The sequence below is a fragment of the Winogradskyella thalassocola genome, assembly GCF_900099995.1.
GTDB classification, from domain to species: domain Bacteria; phylum Bacteroidota; class Bacteroidia; order Flavobacteriales; family Flavobacteriaceae; genus Winogradskyella; species Winogradskyella thalassocola.
The window spans coordinates 1-17,201 of record NZ_FNCZ01000006.1; the positions used below are offsets into that span (position 1 = coordinate 1).

Annotated in this window: 14 protein-coding genes and 1 tRNA gene; 5 read left to right on the forward strand and 10 right to left on the reverse strand. The window is 33.1% G+C overall.

Going from position 1 to position 17,201, the window contains the following annotated elements:
• The coding region (locus BLT80_RS13620; protein ID WP_245710256.1) for a T9SS type B sorting domain-containing protein at positions 1 to 804 on the forward strand (804 nt) is incomplete at its 5' end.
• 450 nt (positions 805 to 1,254) lie between these two features.
• Here the strand turns inward: BLT80_RS13620 and BLT80_RS13625 are convergent.
• Both BLT80_RS13625 and BLT80_RS13630 read right to left on the reverse strand, forming a co-directional pair.
• On the reverse strand, positions 1,255 to 2,775 hold the full coding sequence (locus BLT80_RS13625) for an OmpP1/FadL family transporter (protein WP_092468919.1): 1,521 nt from the start codon (positions 2,773 to 2,775) through the stop codon (positions 1,255 to 1,257).
• A gap of 27 nt (positions 2,776 to 2,802) precedes the next feature.
• A complete protein-coding gene (locus tag BLT80_RS13630) occupies positions 2,803 to 3,879 on the reverse strand; it encodes a hypothetical protein (RefSeq protein WP_092468921.1) in 1,077 nt (358 codons plus the stop codon).
• Positions 3,880 to 3,980: 101 nt separating this feature from the next.
• On the opposite strand from BLT80_RS13630, the gene proS reads away from it, so the two are divergent.
• The 3 genes from proS (at position 3,981) to rpsT (ending at position 5,919) form a co-directional block, all read left to right on the forward strand.
• Entirely contained in the window at positions 3,981 to 5,459 is a 1,479-nt protein-coding gene (proS, locus tag BLT80_RS13635; RefSeq protein WP_092468923.1) for a proline--tRNA ligase, read from the forward strand.
• A gap of 111 nt (positions 5,460 to 5,570) precedes the next feature.
• Positions 5,571 to 5,642, forward strand: a tRNA-Glu gene (locus BLT80_RS13640).
• A 25-nt stretch (positions 5,643 to 5,667) separates the two neighbouring features.
• Positions 5,668 to 5,919, forward strand: coding sequence for a 30S ribosomal protein S20 (gene rpsT / locus BLT80_RS13645; RefSeq protein ID WP_092468925.1), 252 nt, complete (start codon positions 5,668 to 5,670; stop codon positions 5,917 to 5,919).
• 83 nt (positions 5,920 to 6,002) lie between these two features.
• On the opposite strand, the gene BLT80_RS13650 is transcribed toward rpsT, so the two are convergent.
• From BLT80_RS13650 to BLT80_RS13680, 7 genes are all read right to left on the reverse strand, one after another.
• Complete coding sequence (locus BLT80_RS13650) at positions 6,003 to 9,218, reverse strand: CHAT domain-containing protein (protein WP_175455617.1); 3,216 nt, start codon at positions 9,216 to 9,218, stop codon at positions 6,003 to 6,005.
• Positions 9,219 to 9,272: 54 nt separating this feature from the next.
• Complete coding sequence (locus tag BLT80_RS13655; protein ID WP_092468930.1) at positions 9,273 to 10,010, reverse strand: tetratricopeptide repeat protein; 738 nt, start codon at positions 10,008 to 10,010, stop codon at positions 9,273 to 9,275.
• A 12-nt stretch (positions 10,011 to 10,022) separates the two neighbouring features.
• Entirely contained in the window at positions 10,023 to 10,601 is a 579-nt protein-coding gene (locus BLT80_RS13660; RefSeq protein ID WP_092468932.1) for an RNA polymerase sigma factor, read from the reverse strand.
• A 97-nt stretch (positions 10,602 to 10,698) separates the two neighbouring features.
• Entirely contained in the window at positions 10,699 to 11,442 is a 744-nt protein-coding gene (locus tag BLT80_RS13665) for a fibronectin type III domain-containing protein (RefSeq protein WP_139181078.1), read from the reverse strand.
• 55 nt (positions 11,443 to 11,497) lie between these two features.
• Positions 11,498 to 12,289, reverse strand: a complete 792-nt coding sequence (locus BLT80_RS13670; RefSeq protein ID WP_092468936.1) for a hypothetical protein — start codon at positions 12,287 to 12,289, stop codon at positions 11,498 to 11,500.
• Between the two features lie 69 nt (positions 12,290 to 12,358).
• Positions 12,359 to 13,486, reverse strand: a complete 1,128-nt coding sequence (locus BLT80_RS13675) for a hypothetical protein (RefSeq protein WP_092468938.1) — start codon at positions 13,484 to 13,486, stop codon at positions 12,359 to 12,361.
• 523 nt (positions 13,487 to 14,009) lie between these two features.
• Complete coding sequence (locus BLT80_RS13680) at positions 14,010 to 15,677, reverse strand: formate--tetrahydrofolate ligase (RefSeq protein WP_175455618.1); 1,668 nt, start codon at positions 15,675 to 15,677, stop codon at positions 14,010 to 14,012.
• A 140-nt stretch (positions 15,678 to 15,817) separates the two neighbouring features.
• On the opposite strand from BLT80_RS13680, the gene era reads away from it, so the two are divergent.
• The gene (era, locus tag BLT80_RS13685; protein ID WP_092468942.1) at positions 15,818 to 16,702 is read left to right on the forward strand and encodes a GTPase Era; all 885 of its coding nucleotides are present in this window, start codon (positions 15,818 to 15,820) and stop codon (positions 16,700 to 16,702) included.
• Here era and BLT80_RS13690 read toward each other — a convergent pair.
• Positions 16,693 to 17,193 (reverse strand): GTP-binding protein, encoded by a 501-nt coding sequence (locus BLT80_RS13690; RefSeq protein ID WP_092468944.1) that lies wholly within the window; start codon positions 17,191 to 17,193, stop codon positions 16,693 to 16,695. The genes era and BLT80_RS13690 overlap by 10 nt on opposite strands.
• Between the last annotated feature and the right edge of the window lie 8 nt (positions 17,194 to 17,201).

Sequence of the window (17,201 nt, forward strand, 5' to 3'; positions counted from 1 at the left end):
AATGATACCTCTGTGTGTTATGAAGTTGCCGCATTAACCTTACAGGTAAATCCATTACCCGAATTTAATTTAGAAGCCAATTATATTCTATGTTTAAATACTAATGGTACCGAAGTTTTAGACCCATTAGTGATTGATACCGGTTTATCAGCAACAGACTATAGTTTTGAGTGGAGTTATAACAGCACCATGATACCAGGAGCAACAGGGCCAAGTATCATGCCAACCCAAGGAGGAAGTTATAGTGTCTTAGTGACAGATATGAGCACATCCACAGAGACCAATTGTACTAATACCGATACAACTGACGTTATAGAAAGTGAACCACCAAGTTTAACGATAGAACTCTTAACTCAAGCTTTTGCTGACAACCATGTTTTAGAAGCCATAGCTACCGGAATTGGAGTTTATGAATACAGTTTAGATGGAGGACCATGGCAAGATGAAGGCATCTTTACAGGCTTATCATCAGGAGACCATGAGATCACAGCACGAGATAAAAATGGTTGTGGATTAATCGCTGTATCAAAGTTTATTATCGACTATCCGCTGTATTTTACGCCCAACGGAGATGGAAATAATGAAACTTGGAACATTGAAGGTGTTGGAAGTAATGCAAAAATTTATATATTTGACCGGTACGGAAAATTATTAAAACAATTAAGTCCCGATGGAAATGGTTGGGATGGAACGTTTAATAATGAAGCAATGCCAACGAGTGACTACTGGTTTACAGTAGAATACGACGAACCAAGCAACGGTGTACGTAAAGAATTTAAAGCCCATTTTACCTTGAAACGATAGGTATACTTTTATGACAATAAATAAGCCTGGACATTAATTTGTTCAGGCTTTTTTTATTAAGGTCAGTATCTAGTATCTTATACATTCATCGTAGTTTAATTCACGAGGTATTTAGAAAGCGGGATATACTATTTTAATAGTTTGAGGATAGAATTATTATTGAGACACAAGCAAATAAAGATAAAACAGGCTATCAAGTATTGGGTAATGAGCTATTCTAATCTAATAATTATCGAGTGTGATTATGGACTTAATATTTTAGCAAGCCGTAATGAGCTTTTGAAACATAGATGTCTTAGACATAAAAGTAATACAGCGTAAAACAGGAGTAGAAAACTATGTTAATACTTAATTATATGCATAAATAGAAAATCCAGTAAAGTTAACTTTACTGGATTTTTTAATAATGTATGCGGTCAATATTTAAGATGACTTAATGTCTAACATTAATTATATATTAAAGGCTAGTGTTAAAATAAGGTCTGTATACTTAGATTGAAATTGAGCAGCATCTGTTAAACCTTCAGAATATAATTGATAATCATAATCGCGCTGGGATTGACTGAATGCAAAATCTAAAGTAATATCTCCAAAGTTATAACCTAGTCCTAATGAATAACCATTCAGATTACCATAAAAATTATCATTTTTATAAGGACTTTCTTCGAAACGGTATCCACCTCTAAAACTAACTTGTTTAAAACGGTATTCACCACCTAATCTGTAAGACACAGCAGAGTCTAAATCATTACTTATGCTATTGTTCAAACTAGAAAAAAGAGCATCTGTTGTTGGTTTAAATTTCGAATTACTATAATCCTTTACAGCATAATCAAAGCTTAATAAACCTTTACGACCAAAAACATAAGCTAAACTACCCGTAATTTTACCTGGAGTTTGTAATTTATATTCTTCATAAATATTAACGACATTTGGGTTGACTATTTGATTGATGTTAGAACCACCTTCTAGTCTTGAAGTTGCTAAATATTGTGATGTTTCGTCTGAAATTCTATACCAAGTAGGAGAGGAGTAAGATAATCCAACTCTTAATTCTTCAGTTATTTTTGCAATACCTCCCAGTTGAAATGAAAAACCACTTCCTGTAGTTAATAAATTGTTTTCAAAATCTACATCTTTAATAATAGAACTTGCGTTTGAGTTCGATTCATTGAGATATGTGGTACGTTCATAATTTATAAAATGCGAATTAAGATTCAATCCAAAATAAAATTTGTCTTTATAGCTTGTTGCAATATTAAAGGCCAATTTCCCATTGTAACCTCTGCTAGCATACGCATAGCGTTGCTTATAGTTACCACCCTTTATATTTGTGTCATATTCTATATTTTCATCAGCGTTGTCTAATGGTTCAATAATATAACCTTCATAACCTAAAAATGCTTGTTGATTTCTATAGCCATAAAAAGACCCTATCTCTGAGTAAGCTTCTGAAAGTGATTCTCCAGGTAAAGCTGAAATTTCATCCAAACGTAACCCTTGCGCATTGGATAGGAAAAAATCACCAATAGTGTTATTTTCGTTTACGCCACTTGCAACCCAATCATTATCAAAATCAGCAGAGCGATCATACGCAAAACTTAATGAGAATTTATTCCAACCTGAACTTGTATTCGTGTTTTTAAAAATAAATGCAGCACCTAATTGGTTTAAGTCTATATTAGAGTTAGAGGATGAATTAGTACTATCAAAGTAGCTAATATCATTATTGGTATTAAATAGGCCTAAGGATATTGAGGCATGGCTATTATTAAAAATAGCAGAACCTGCCGGATTTATATTAACACTAGACATGTCACCACCTAAGGCTCCAAAAGCACCACTCATAGCTCTATAACGTGCCGTTCCCTGGATCTCATCCATAGAATATCTAAGAGCATCTGTAATGTCTTGCGCTAAAATATAAGACGTGCTTATTAAGCCTATGCTCAGCATAAGTAACTTTTTCATATGTAATTTTTTAGAATTTATTAAAGTTTAACCTCTACCACCTCGTCTACTACTGCTAGAAGAACTACTACTGCTACCACTACTAGATCTAGAACTTCCTGATGATCTTACAGTACTACTTGAAGATCTTGAAGTGCTAGAATTTGAGCGAACCGCTCCTGAAGATCTTGTACTTCTTGTAGGAGTAATCGATCTAGAGGTTGGTCTTGTTGTCGTTCTATTGGTAGGTCTGGTTGTTGTAGGTCTAGTTGTTCTCGTAGTAGGAGTAACTCGTCTTGTAGAAGTAGAATTCCTAAAGGTACGAGTTGGGCTCGTTGTACTTCTAGACGTTCTCGTAGTAGCTGTATTGGATCTTAGATTGCTATTAAGCCTACTTCTAGATAGACTTGAAGTATTCGATAATCTTCGTGTAGAATAATTACTTCTAGATAGGGCAGAATTGCTTCTACGGTTTAAACTATTATTAGAAAGTAAAGATCCTCTTCTTGTATTATTATAGGCGTATCTATTATTTCTGTAATATCCACTATTCAAACCATAACTATTATATCCATAACCATAGTTATATCTCCAAGGAGCATAATAGCCATATCCATAATAGCCTCCATAGTACCAATGGTTGTTCCAACCGTACCCATAATTATAGCCCCAAGGTCTTTCCCAACCATAGTAGCCATAACCAAGTCCGCCACCCCATATCCATGGACTGTTGTAGCCATACCAGCCGTTATCTATATAGTTAATAGTAACCGTATTGCTATTTTGTCCCCAGCCTCCATAAGCAGGTTGTTGTTCTAAGGTGTCGATTACTTGTTCTGTATAATTGCCTTCGTAAGAATCAATATCTGTAAAAATTTCGGACTCTTCATTTATGGCATCAACTTCAGCCGAGTTTTCAGCGAAATAATTTTTGTAATAATTAGAATCATTTGTCGAAGTTGTAACAACTGTTTCTTCAATGTCGTTTTCGTAATCTTCAGTAGCATAAATACCGTCATTGTCGTAACCTGCATACTGAAACGAACCACAAGAAGTTAACACGGTTAATAAACCGAGTGCAACAAAAAATGGCAATTTTTGAGTTAAAATAGTTTTAAATTGCATATCTCTTTTATTTTATTGTTGAACATAGCAAAAATAGTTAGTTTTGCTGTATTATTTAATACATTTAACATAAGCACAATATTTGTGCCAAAACACGGAAAATGAGCAAAAATCTTACTAGTAGAGCTGAAGATTATTCAAAATGGTATAACGAATTAGTTGTAAAGGCTGATTTAGCAGAAAATTCTGCCGTTAGAGGTTGTATGGTTATTAAACCTTATGGCTATGCTATATGGGAGAAAATGCAAGCAGAATTAGATAGAATGTTTAAAGAAACAGGACATCAGAATGCTTATTTTCCATTATTTGTGCCTAAAAGTTTATTTGAAGCCGAGGAGAAGAATGCCGAAGGTTTTGCGAAAGAATGTGCCGTTGTGACGCATTATAGGTTACAAAATGACCCAGATAATCCAGGGAAATTAAGAGTAGATCCTGAAGCTAAGCTTGAAGAGGAATTGGTTGTAAGACCAACAAGTGAAGCTATTATTTGGAATACTTATAAAGGTTGGATTCAAAGTTATAGAGATTTACCAATTTTGATAAATCAATGGGCAAATGTAGTGCGTTGGGAAATGAGAACGCGTTTGTTTTTACGTACTGCTGAATTTTTATGGCAAGAAGGTCATACCGCACACGCCACAAAAGCTGAAGCACTCGCAGAAACAGAACAAATGAATAATGTTTACGCAGAGTTTGCTCAAAACTTTATGGCAATTCCTGTTATTAAAGGGGTGAAAACAGAGAGTGAACGTTTTGCAGGTGCTATTGAAACGTATTGTATTGAAGCTTTAATGCAAGACGGAAAGGCACTTCAAGCTGGTACTTCACATTTTTTAGGTCAAAATTTCGCAAAAGCTTTTGATGTTAAGTTTACCAATAACGAAGGTAAATTAGATTATGTATGGGCTTCTTCTTGGGGCGTTTCTACAAGATTGGTAGGTGCTTTGATTATGACGCATAGTGATGACAAGGGCTTGGTTTTACCACCAAATTTAGCACCATCGCAAGTTGTTATTGTGCCTATTTTTAAGACAGACGAACAATTTGAAGCGATTTCTGAAAAAGCCGAAAGTATAATTAAAGAACTTAAAGCATTAGGTGTTAGTTGTAAGTTTGATAAAAGAACAACACATAGACCAGGTGCCAAATTTGCACAACACGAGTTACAGGGTGTGCCATTACGTATTGCTATTGGACCAAAAGATTTAGAAAATAATACGGTTGAGTTAGCAAGACGTGATACATTAACTAAACAGATTGTACAAATCGATGGTTTAGCTTCTACTATTAAAGATCTTTTAGAAGTCATACAAAACGATTTATTTACCAAAGCTTTAAATTTTAGGGACGATCACACCACAGAAGTTGACGATTTTGAAACATTTAAAAAAGTTTTAGAAACAAAAACAGGATTTATTTCTGCGCATTGGGATGGTACTGCAGAGACTGAACAAAAGATTAAAGAGGCCACAAAAGCAACGATAAGATGCATTCCTTCAGTGAATAAGAAGGAAGAGGGGACTTGCGTTTACAGCGGAAAACCATCTATGCAACGTGTGCTTTTTGCGAAGGCTTATTAATTTTTTTTAAAAAAAAATTAATAAGGTTGTTGCACAATTTAAAAATAGTTGTAAATTTGCATCCGCAATGGAAACGTTGCAGGTTCATTTAAATAATATAATAACCAAAATGGCCCGTTCGTCTATCGGCTAGGACGCATGGTTTTCATCCATGTAAGAGGGGTTCGATTCCCCTACGGGCTACAATTTTTAATAAGAAAATAATATAATGGCAAATCATAAGTCAGCTTTAAAAAGAATTAGAAGTAACGAAAAAAGACGTGTACTTAATAAATATCAGCATAAGACAACTCGTAATGCTATAAAGAAGTTACGTGAAATTACTGATGCAAAAGAGGCACAAACAATGTTACCTTCAGTTATTAGTATGTTAGATAAATTAGCAAAGAGAAATGTTATTCATGCTAACAAGGCTGGTAATTTAAAATCTCAGTTAACTAAACATGTTGCTGCAATCTAATTAATTGTAGTTTCTATTAAGATATTAAAAGTCTTTCCTTTTCGGAAAGACTTTTTTAGTTTCTAATATTTTGGAATTTTGAGCTATAGTTCTGATGCTGATCTTTTTCTTCTTATCGCAAACGCTAAGATGATAATCAAAGTAATTCCTAATAGCCAAAAAATGAAATGGGATGACGTTTCTAAATCGATAGGCGACGTATCTCCTATTAAAACCATACCCGCCCAATATTGAGGAGAAACAGTTCGGCCTTTTGCTGTAGATATATAGTCTAGTTTTGCTTTTTGTAAGGCTTCATCTTTAGGTAATCCGTTTTTAAGATAGTCATAGAAGTTTTCGATTATGACAGCACTAGATTGTTCATCAATTTTCCATAGACTCGTTAAAATACTTTCACTACCAGCATAATTAAAAGCATGTGCTAATGAAATCATACCTTCTCCAGATTGGTAGGATGGTTTTCCGGTTTCGCAAGCTGTTAAAATAGCTAAGTTAGAAGACAAATTCTGATTGTAAATTTCATAGGTGTATAATGAATTATCATCTGAAGAAATAGTATCATTTACATTTTTAGCAAATATAAGTCTGGATAATTCTGGAGAAATATTATTGGATTCTGCATGTGTACCAATATGGATTATTTTATGTTCTTTGGCTTGTTCCGTGAATATTTGTTTAGATGCGTTTTCATTTAGGAAAGAGGTCCCTTTAAATAGTTTCGTATAGTCTTTGACTAGCTTTGTTGCAAATGGTTGTGGTAATAATTTTAAATACGTTTTATCTAGCGAAATAGAATCTGTAATTGCTATTTGATAATCAGACTTCATTTTAGAATTAAACTCTGGAGCAAAAGCAATAAAATCGGAGTTATAATAAGTGCTTTTTTTAGCTTCGTCTATTAGTAATAGACTGTAATTGTATGAAATATTGTGTTTTGCTAGTAAACTGTTTTTAGCCAATTCGCTAAAAGTCGTAATAGGTTTAGGCGTTAAAGTCTCAAAGCTTAAATTAAAGAGTTCACCATCGGGAATAATAATAACATTTTTTGAAGTAACCATGTTTTCAAATGGTTGCCATAATGTGTTATAAAGCTCATAATAAATTGCGCTTATCTCTCTAATATTAAATTGGTTGTCTTCAAGGATGGTAATTTGGTTTTTTAGATTTTTAGAGTCTAATTTAAAAATGTTTTTATCAGATTTGTTTGCTACGAATGCGTACAAATCACTTTCAATAAAGACATAGCGAACTATTGTTGTTTGGTTAGGAATGTTATCTTGTAAACCTTCTAGGGACTCTTCTATAGTCGCATAACGCATTTTGTAATATTTAGGGTATTGCTGCTTTAAAAAGTCCAAAAAAGCTGTCCATTTATTATTGTTAGCAATTAAAAATTCCACTGCATCATTCTCTTGGTCTTCCGTATTAGAATTTTGTAACGCTCTAAGCTCATTTTCTCGTGTAATTATGTTATTTGGTATATCTGTAAAAGCAATAGATGTTTTTATGTTTAAACGTGCACGTATGCGATTATATAACGAAGATTCATGTAGGCTTACAGTTTGGTTTAGATAGGTTTCATTGTTTGTTATTTCATACAATTCGAGATTTAGTTGCTTGGCAAAATCAAAGGCTATATGATTACTCTCTATTAATCTATTAACATCCGTTACAGACGTTATTAATGCTCTTCTTTCTTCTAGGGTATTTATGGCTTTGGTTACATCTAACAAAATCGTTTTTAGGAATAACTCGTCTTTTGTATTAGATAAATTGTATTTTGCTTTTGCATTCAGGACTAATATTTCTGCCTTATATTCTTCAAAATGTGATTTGTCATAGCTGTTTTTAATCGTATCATTATATTTTTTATACAAAGCGATACTTTTATGACTCCATTTTAAACTCTGCTCATAATCATTAGTTAGCATCGTGGTTTTGGTTAAAGCTGCTAAAACGATATTTGTTAAATTACTTTGTTCTCCTTCGTTTTTTAAGAAATAGTCGTAGGTGTTTTGTAAAATTAAAATGGCCTCTTCTTTTTCATTAAGTGTAGCAAGTACAAGGGATAAATTTATAATGGTAAATAACCGATCACGACTATATTCGTTTGGATGTGCTTTTTGATGAAGTTGATTGCTTAATTCTAAATATTTTTTCGCCTCCTTAAAATTCTCTAATTCTTTATTAATTAATCCTTTATTGTAATACAGATTAGCTTTTAATTGAAAATTATTTCCAGGTATTTTGTTTACTATAATTTCGGCTTCATCTAGCAAAGCTAAAGAGCTTTCAAATTCTTTTAGTGGAATTTTTATTTCAGCAAGCGATGTGATAGCCGAAAAATTCTCTAAGCTATTAGGTAATAAATTCTCTTCTGCGTGTTTGTAGGCTATGATACTTATTTTCTTAGCATTTTGATAATCACCAAGATCAAAGTAAAGGCTTGATAAATTACGATACGCTAAAGATAGGTTACGCTGTACTCTAAACGTTAGTGGATGATTGTGTGTATTGTTTATAAACTCCTTATATAGTTTTATGCTTTCTTGAATTAATTGCATCGCTTCAGAATATTTACTCTGACTCTGTTTTAATAAAACTAAATTAGATTTGATAGTTGCCGGAAAATACAATCTGTTTTCAGGATTGTTAATCATTTCACTCGTTTTTCTTAAGCCAGTTTCATAATAGTATAACGCACTATCTGGTTTTGAAGTAAAGTACATTAATGCACCAAGGTAATTATAAACTCGTGCTGAGATCTTAAATTTTTTAGAGGGATTCTTTTCGATTATTTTTAGTGCATCTCTTGTATGTTGCTCAAAAAGATTAATGTTTCCAGATCGTAAAGCATATTCACTTAAATAGTAATCTGAATTCAATAAGGGTTCAGTGTCCTCTAGGTTTAAAGCAATTTCTTTAGACGTTTGGGCATATTCATATGCTTTTTGTGGGTTGCCATGCTCATTAAATAATTTAGATAAATCAATTTCAATTTGATGTTTTGATTTTGATTTTGACGTGTGTTTTTTAACGAATTTTGCTAAATCTATGCTCTGAGATAATGACTTGGTTTCACTATCATTTGATAGTTCAATTTTACCAAGCATATAAACATAATGAGATAAAGTGTCGTATTCTTTTTTCGACTTAAAATAGTTTATTTGTTTATGAAGTTCTGTTTTAGCTTTTTGTAGAGAATCTGAGTTTATGAGTTCTTGTACGTAAGCGATTCCAAAACTAGAATCGTTTTGTGAAAACCCTTGTTTTCCTGTCAAAACGAAAAAAACGAGCATAAAAATCCTATAACAATTACAAAATTGCTTCATAATCAGTGCGTTATTAAATGGTTAATCGTTCAGCTCAGATAAAAGGGCATTGCTATTTTCGCTAGTTGAATTCTGTAAACTAGCTTTTGCTTTTTCTATTTTTTCAGTTTTTAAATAGGCTAATCCTAAATAAAAGTATGCGTCATTTACGAATACAAATTCAGCATTTTTTGAAACTTTTTCTAAAAGAGAAATTGCGCTGTCTTCATTCTTATCTGCTAAATACGCGACTCCAATAAAGTAATTCAGCGTATCGTTATCGGGTTTTGCTTTTTGTAATATTTCCCATTTAGAAATGGCATCTTTATAATTCCCTTGTTTGTAAAATACCATGGCTTCATAAAACTCATAATCATCCGTATTACTCATAGTTGTTGGTAAGCCCGGATCTGGAGTAAAATACTTAGCGTATAAACGTTCATTAGAATTTCCATTTAAAAACCAAAAGCTACCAGCAGCAATAATCAGAACAGCTGCGACTAAAAGTCGTTTCCAGTTTAGAGTATGAACTTTAGTGTTTTCTGTTGTAAGATGTGATGTGTTATTAGGTATATCTTTATGAAACACATTTAGTTGTTCCTTTAGTGCTTGGGTTTCAATACCTGTAAATAGTGTTTTGTATTCTTCTACTTTTAATTTGAATTCAGCATTATTCTGAAGACGTTGTTCAAAAGTTTTTAAATCAGAAGCCTCTAAAATACCATTGAGATATTTTTCAATGTATTCAAATTCTTCCTGTGATGTGTGTTGTAAGTCCATTGTTGCTAATAATCAATTTTTTAAAGCTATCTCTTTAAGCTTTTGCATACATCTATATTTTTTATTTCTTGTAGAAGCAGCATCTAATGCTAATTCTTTAGCAATTACATTCATAGACTTCTTTTCAAAATAAAACTTACGCAGTAAGCTCTTGCATGCGTCACCTAAATTTTTAAACGCAAGCATTACATTTTCTAATCGTTTATCTTTTAAAATGTCATCATCAATATCGTTATTTTCTTCTGCTTTTATTTCAAAATGTTCTAATTGTGATGCGACAATAGTTTTTTTATAGCCTTGAGACCTTAAAACATCTAGCCATTTATGCTTCGCAATAGTATAGATATAACCATTTATTGAGGATTCAGTTTGCGGTACAAATTTGTTTTGTTTAATGTTTTGCCAAACTGCTAAAAATGCCTCCTGATAGATATCCTTTGCGGCATCCTTTGTGCCACTATTCTTTAAAACTAAAATTTCAATTTTAGGATAATTGTGAACATACAAGTTCTTTAATACTTGCGTATTGTTATTTTTAACGGCTTCTATTAAGCTATTGTCCAAAGAAAGGGTTGGTTTTTTCTCTTGCATTTAAGAATAAATATAAGAGAAAAGGACTAGATATCAAACAAATGCGATTAATTACATATTTTAAGTACTGAAAGTTAATATTAGTATTAAAACAGTTTTAGTTTCCTATGATAATCGTTACTCTAGCTTCACCATATATAGTCTCATAATTACCTAGAGCAACATCGAAACCTGAACCAATTGTGTTTACAGAAGTGCTTGTAAGTGCAGCACTATAATCTCCATCCGAAGGTTGGTCGGCGAAAACAGCTCCTATAGGAGTGGATTGAGAGTCATTGGTCCATGTATAAATACTGCCAATATGGGTGTTGCCAATACTGTAGGTATCACTAACCCATCCGTAATCTAGTATTTCAATTTGATAAGTCGTAGCGTCTTCATAATATGGAATTACAAAACCTCCTCTAAATAATGAGCGTAAACCTCCACCTTCAGAGTATTGATCGTAAAACCACCAAGTGGCATCAACATTAAATATGATAACTTCAGGTTCTGTAACAAATGAGAATTCTGCTATAGAAGTACCACCTCTACCATCTCTTGCTTCAACATAACCTTCATAAATAGTTTCAGGTTCTAATCCCGAAAAAGTATACGTAAACGTTGTGCCTCCAGCAGCTATGAGTTCACCTTCTAAATAAACGTTATATGTTACCGAATCATCGTCTGGGTCTATTGCCTCTGTCCATTCTACGTTGCCACTATCAATTCCAGTACCTAAGGCATTGGCCGAAAAAATCCCTGGTGGATTATTGTTAATGTCATCAGATGATGAGCAGTTGGTCATTAATAATGCTGTTGATAATGCGAATATGAGTGATACTATTTTTAAATTTTTCATATTTTCTTTTTTAATTTGTTATGAATAAGTAATAGTGAGTTTTCCGTAATTATTTTTATTGAATGTTAGGATTATTAGGTGCCGCATCATCAACATCTGGAACGCCATCTAAATCGGAATCTAAGAGACCGTTATCATTTACTAATAGTTGATAATTAAGCGGTATAAAAATATTGGCGACTAAACTATTGTATTCATTAGTTGGTCCTACGGAAGCTGCGGCAGAAACATATGTAATTCCGACTAAACCTTCTAATGTTGTATTAATGGCATATACTTGACCCGTAAAATCACCAAAACGTATTAATCGAGCACTGTAAATTCTCGTTACACCTCCTCCTAAATTTACAGGTTGTGTTTCTGAGCATTCAACTTCATAGCTATTACCGTTAAAACCAACATCCGAAAACATTTTATTTACTATAAGAGTAATTGCATCAGTAATGGTAAAATTGCCAGTAAAGGATGTTGTGGGTATATAGGTCCAAACTGCTTTATTGTCATTGCGTTTTACGTCAACACCGAAAGTACCTGAAGCTTGATCATAAATATCAAAACCGCTATAACCTTGAGGTAACGGAAATCCTATTGCAGGATAACTATTATGTATGTAATAACCTTCCATGTTTGCCAATAAAGGTGGTTGTGTAAGCGGTAACGGAACCCCTTTTGCATTATCCCAATAGGCAGCTTTTGGTCCCGTAATTGTATTTGGACCATTTCCGTTTTCACATTCTGTAGTATAATTATTAAGGCTATCATTTTCGTTATTGCCATCATCATTAGAGCTGCAAGAACATATTAATGCTAAAACTAGAAGAGTGCAAATTAATTGTATTGATTTCATAATTGTTTTTTAGGATTATATAGAGACATCGTAAATAATTTAAGACGTCATCGTTTATTGCCTAGCGGTTTAATTGTTTATTTCAAATTGAGTCCATTCGCTGTTGTTCACTCTATTATCCACTCTTGGGTCGTAAAAAGCATTGTCTGTCCCAAAATATTCACCATTCGTATTTACCCAATAAAATTTGCTACCAGCTTTTACATTGTACTGCTCGCCAGTTGCTGTGCTAGATATTGTAGAGCGTTCCCCAATCATATTTACTGTTTTGGAATATCCAGCACTGTTCATAGCGTCTCTTTTGAGATAGCCAGAATGACTTATATCTAAGATATCACTGTAGGTATTGCCAATAGCTCGAGCCGTATTTCCTCTCGATTCTATAGCAGCCATACGTTGATTATGTTGTATTTGACTTTGTCTAGTAACCTTTTCCCAATAGGCATTATTACTTCGGATACTTTCTAATAATTCTCTGTTTTTAACTTGTTGCCATGCCATATTAATTTGTCTATTTGCAAGTGCATAAATAAACGCGTCTTTAGCATCATTAAAATGGGCTGTAGGTGCTTCGAGTTCTGTAGATTGAAGTGTCCAATATATAAAACCATGCTTGTACATAATAGTTTGCACAAACACTATAAAAGACTTATTTCCATTGCTGTCTTTCCAGTCTGTACCAAGAACATGAAACTCACTTTTCATGCCTGTTTTTAGTATACCAGATTCATAACGCTGCAAAAAATTTAGAACTCCTGGCAACTTATAATCTTTAATAAGGGTATAACCTTGAGATTCTGCAGATGGTATAACGTGATTTTGTAAAATATCACTCAGAGCTGATACTGGTGCAATTTCAAAATCTTGCGATTGCATTTGCTGCAGTGTTTGTAATGAAAACGCATCATTCGCATAAGCATATGTTTGCGGTTGCGGTTGAGCTACTTTTATGTTATTTGGTGCTGTTAGCATAAATTCTGCATTTTTGTCAGCATCGTAATTCCAATCTTTTGGGATAGGAAAGTGCAAGACTACCATACCATTGGTGTCATCGTAAACCTTAACGTTTTTTAGTTTCTTGTTTTGTGTTGTTTTACTGTCATTATTTTCTTGTTCATTTTGTGAATTGGAAAAGGAACAGGAAACAAGAAAACTAACTATTAAAATAGTAAGTAATTGTGATTTAATTGAAGTCATGATCGTTTGTTTTATTATATATCGTGATGTAGTAGAAATGTCATCAATAAAAAACAGGATAAATGTGAGATGACTTGTTTGTAAGGAGTAAAACACGTTATAAATAGGGCAATCACAAAAATAAGTCAAGGACGAATTAATGTATTTATGATAAGAAAATTGGTTAGTTGTAATTTGAACTAATTTTTTATTCCTCTCTAGTTTCATAGCATCCGTTAAAATTAGAGGCTATAGAGAATTTTATAGTTGATGCTATAATTTCTATATCAATTAGAGTACTTTCATAATCATCAAAAGAAAACTGCAGGATATTTTCAGATTCATTATAAGTAAAAGTTTCGTCAGAATTAAAACCGTAATAATCTTCTCTTGTGCAATTTGATAAAGTTGTGGTTAGAATATTAATAGAGATCTTTTCTTTAACCAGATATTTATTTGGTTAAAGTTTGAATTTTGTCACCAGAATTATGATTATTATAGCTACAGATGAAAATGATAAGACTAAGCATTAGTATGAAATTTATTAAAATAAACCTGTAATTTCGCCGTCATCACTAATATCTATACCTTCAGAAGCTGGATGTGCAGGTAAACCAGGCATTCTCATCATATCACCAGTAATTGGTATTAAAAATCCAGCACCAGACGCTATTTCAATTTCTCTAACCGTAATACTAAAATCTTTAGGACGACCTAATAGTTTAGGGTTATCAGATAATGATTTTTCGGTTTTTGCGATACAGATGGCTAAATTATCTAAACCTAGCTTTTTAATACGTCGTAATTGTCGCTTAGCGTTAGATGTATACTCTACGTGATCAGCTCCATAAATCTTTTGGGCAATGGTTTCAATTTTAGATTCTACATCATTTTCCCAATTATATAAAGGCTTAAATTGGGTTGTATTAGCTTCAACAACTTCAATGATTTGCTGAGCCAATTCAATAGCACCTTCTCCTCCTTTAGCCCAAACATCAGCGACAGCAACACGAATATTTTTAGTCTTAGCAAAATTTTTAATTAATTCAATTTCTTCAATACTATCCGATTCAAATTTATTTATGGCAATCACGGGAGTTAATCCAAATTGTTCTATGTTTTCAATGTGTTTTTCTAAATTTGGAAGTCCTCTTTCTAAGGCTTCTAAATCCGCAATTTTCAATGCTTTTAAATCTGCTCCACCATGATATTTTAAAGCTCTGATCGTTGTTGTTAGTGCTACAGCTTTAGGTGAGAGGTTTGCACTTTGGCATTTAATATCTAAGAATTTTTCAGCTCCTAAATCACAACCAAAACCAGCTTCTGTAACGGTATAATCCGAAAATGTCATTCCCATTAATGTGCCAATTACTGAGTTCGTGCCCTGGGCAATATTGGCAAATGGACCTCCATGAATAATGGCTGGATTTCCTTCAATAGTTTGCACCAAATTAGGCTTTATGGCATGTTGAAGTAAGGCTGCCATAGCACCAGCAACTTTCAAATCTTTAGCATAAACGGGTTGGTTAGAAAATGTATAGCCAATAAAAATATTACCAATACGTTTTTTTAAATCGCTTAAATCTTTAGTAATACAAAGAATTGCCATGATTTCTGAGGCCGCAGTAATATCAAAACCAGTCTCTCTTGGAATACCAGAAGAAGTACCTCCTAGACCAACAACTATGTTTCTTAGAGCTCTATCGTTAACATCAAATACACGTTTCCATGTAATGGTTCTTGGGTCTATACCTAAGGAATTTGTTTTGCTCTGAATATTATTGTCAATTATAGCGGCTAGTAAGTTATTCGCTTTTTCAATAGCCGAAAAGTCACCTGTAAAATGTAAATTAATATCTTCTAAGGGTAAAACTTGTGCAAACCCTCCTCCAGTAGCTCCGCCTTTTATTCCAAAAACAGGACCTAAAGAAGGTTCTCTGAGTACAACGGTTGTTTTTTTATTTAGTTTATTTAGAGCTTCAGACAAGCCAATGGATATTGTCGTCTTTCCCTCTCCAGCTGGAGTAGGAGATGTTGCAGATACCAAAATTAGATTGCTCTGTTTCGCTTTATCTTTATCTATGCACGACAGCGGAATTTTCCCCTTATTTTTTCCATACATTTCAATAAGTTCAGGGGCAATTCCGAATTTTTCTGCTATTTCCGATATGGGCTTTAGTGTTACTTTTTTTGCAATCTGAAGGTCTGTCATAATAGAAGTAATAGGTTTGTACTTCTCAAATTTATAAGAATAATAACGTATAAATGGTGATTTTTATCATGTGTAAAATTGTATTTCAACTCTTTTATGACTTAATGCGTTAAAGATTGTAACTTTGCATTAAATTTTTAATGATGCACAAAGCAGGTTTTGTAAATATTATTGGTAATCCTAACGTGGGTAAGTCTACGTTGATGAATGCGTTTATTGGTGAAAAATTATCAATAATCACATCTAAAGCGCAAACAACGAGACATCGAATTTTGGGAATCGTAAATGGTGAAGATTTTCAGGTCATTCTAAGTGACACACCTGGAATCATAAAACCAGCTTATGAACTACAAGAATCTATGATGGATTTTGTGAAGTCGGCTTTTGATGATGCCGATGTGTTAATCTATATGGTGGAAATAGGCGAGAAGGAGCTTAAAGATGAAGCCTTTTTTAATAAGATTACCAATTCAAAAATCCCTGTTTTATTGTTATTAAATAAAATAGATACATCTAACCAAGAACAACTTGAGGAGCAATCAGAATTATGGCAAAGTAAAGTGCCTAATGCTGAGTTTTTTCCTATTTCTGCAACTGAAGGATTTAACGTTCAGAATGTATTTGATAGAATTATAGAATTATTACCAGAGTCACCTGCATTTTATCCTAAAGACCAATTAACAGATAAGCCAGAACGGTTTTTTGTAAACGAAGCAATTAGAGAAAAAATCTTAATACACTACAAAAAAGAAATTCCGTATGCGGTAGAAGTAGATACTGAAGAGTTTTTTGAAGAAGAAAATATTATTAGAATGCGTTCGGTTATAATGGTAGAGCGCGAAACTCAAAAAGGGATTATCATAGGTCATAAGGGTTCTGCTTTAAAACGAGTTGGAGTAGAAGCACGTAAGGATTTAGAAAAATTCTTTGGCAAGCAAGTGCACTTAGAATTGTATGTAAAGGTGAATAAGAACTGGAGAAGTAATCAGAATCAGTTGAAGCGTTTTGGGTACAATCAACGATAAGCGCGAATAGTTTCTTTCATAAAACCATGTAGTTTGTGCATTTCGGACATTCCTTTAGAGCGTCCAATTCTTCCTGCAAAATATAAGGCAAACCATATCACTATCATTAGTAATGATAGTGCTATTTGTATAGCATAAGAATTTCCTAAAGTGGCATTTGTATAAGCCCAAATACCAAACCCAAAAAATAATACAGCGACTATAAAATGAAAAAACATAAACATAGTCCAAACGGTTGGGTTAGGGCCAAATAAACCATGAACTACTGATTTATGGCTGTCTTCTTCGTTAATTTCTAAGTGTAATTGAGGCGACCAAAAGTGCTGATCTTTTTTAGGGATTTTTATAAAAACATGATCGTCAATTCTTGAGACAATAAAATTGTTTTGATTTAATTTAGAGTCTTCAAATCCTTTTAATAGTGTTTCGTTATTCGTTGTCACTTCAAATTTGAAGCGTGGTCTTAGTACAATTTCATTAGTGAGTGACATATTTAAAA

Bases quoted from the DNA above. Each gene is read 5' to 3' on its own strand.
- rpsT (WP_092468925.1), top strand. From the start codon at position 5,668: ATGGCAAATCATAAGTCAGCTTTAAAAAGAATTAGAAGTAACGAAAAA.
- BLT80_RS13670 (WP_092468936.1), bottom strand. From the start codon at position 12,289: ATGAAATCAATACAATTAATTTGCACTCTTCTAGTTTTAGCATTAATA.
- BLT80_RS13690 (WP_092468944.1), bottom strand. From the start codon at position 17,193: ATGTCACTCACTAATGAAATTGTACTAAGACCACGCTTCAAATTTGAA.
- BLT80_RS13680 (WP_175455618.1), bottom strand. From the start codon at position 15,677: ATGACAGACCTTCAGATTGCAAAAAAAGTAACACTAAAGCCCATATCG.
- BLT80_RS13660 (WP_092468932.1), bottom strand. From the start codon at position 10,601: ATGCAAGAGAAAAAACCAACCCTTTCTTTGGACAATAGCTTAATAGAA.
- era (WP_092468942.1), top strand. From the start codon at position 15,818: ATGATGCACAAAGCAGGTTTTGTAAATATTATTGGTAATCCTAACGTG.
- BLT80_RS13630 (WP_092468921.1), bottom strand. From the start codon at position 3,879: ATGCAATTTAAAACTATTTTAACTCAAAAATTGCCATTTTTTGTTGCA.
- BLT80_RS13655 (WP_092468930.1), bottom strand. From the start codon at position 10,010: ATGGACTTACAACACACATCACAGGAAGAATTTGAATACATTGAAAAA.
- BLT80_RS13665 (WP_139181078.1), bottom strand. From the start codon at position 11,442: ATGAAAAATTTAAAAATAGTATCACTCATATTCGCATTATCAACAGCA.
- BLT80_RS13625 (WP_092468919.1), bottom strand. From the start codon at position 2,775: ATGAAAAAGTTACTTATGCTGAGCATAGGCTTAATAAGCACGTCTTAT.
- BLT80_RS13650 (WP_175455617.1), bottom strand. From the start codon at position 9,218: ATGCTCGTTTTTTTCGTTTTGACAGGAAAACAAGGGTTTTCACAAAAC.
- proS (WP_092468923.1), top strand. From the start codon at position 3,981: ATGAGCAAAAATCTTACTAGTAGAGCTGAAGATTATTCAAAATGGTAT.
- BLT80_RS13675 (WP_092468938.1), bottom strand. From the start codon at position 13,486: ATGACTTCAATTAAATCACAATTACTTACTATTTTAATAGTTAGTTTT.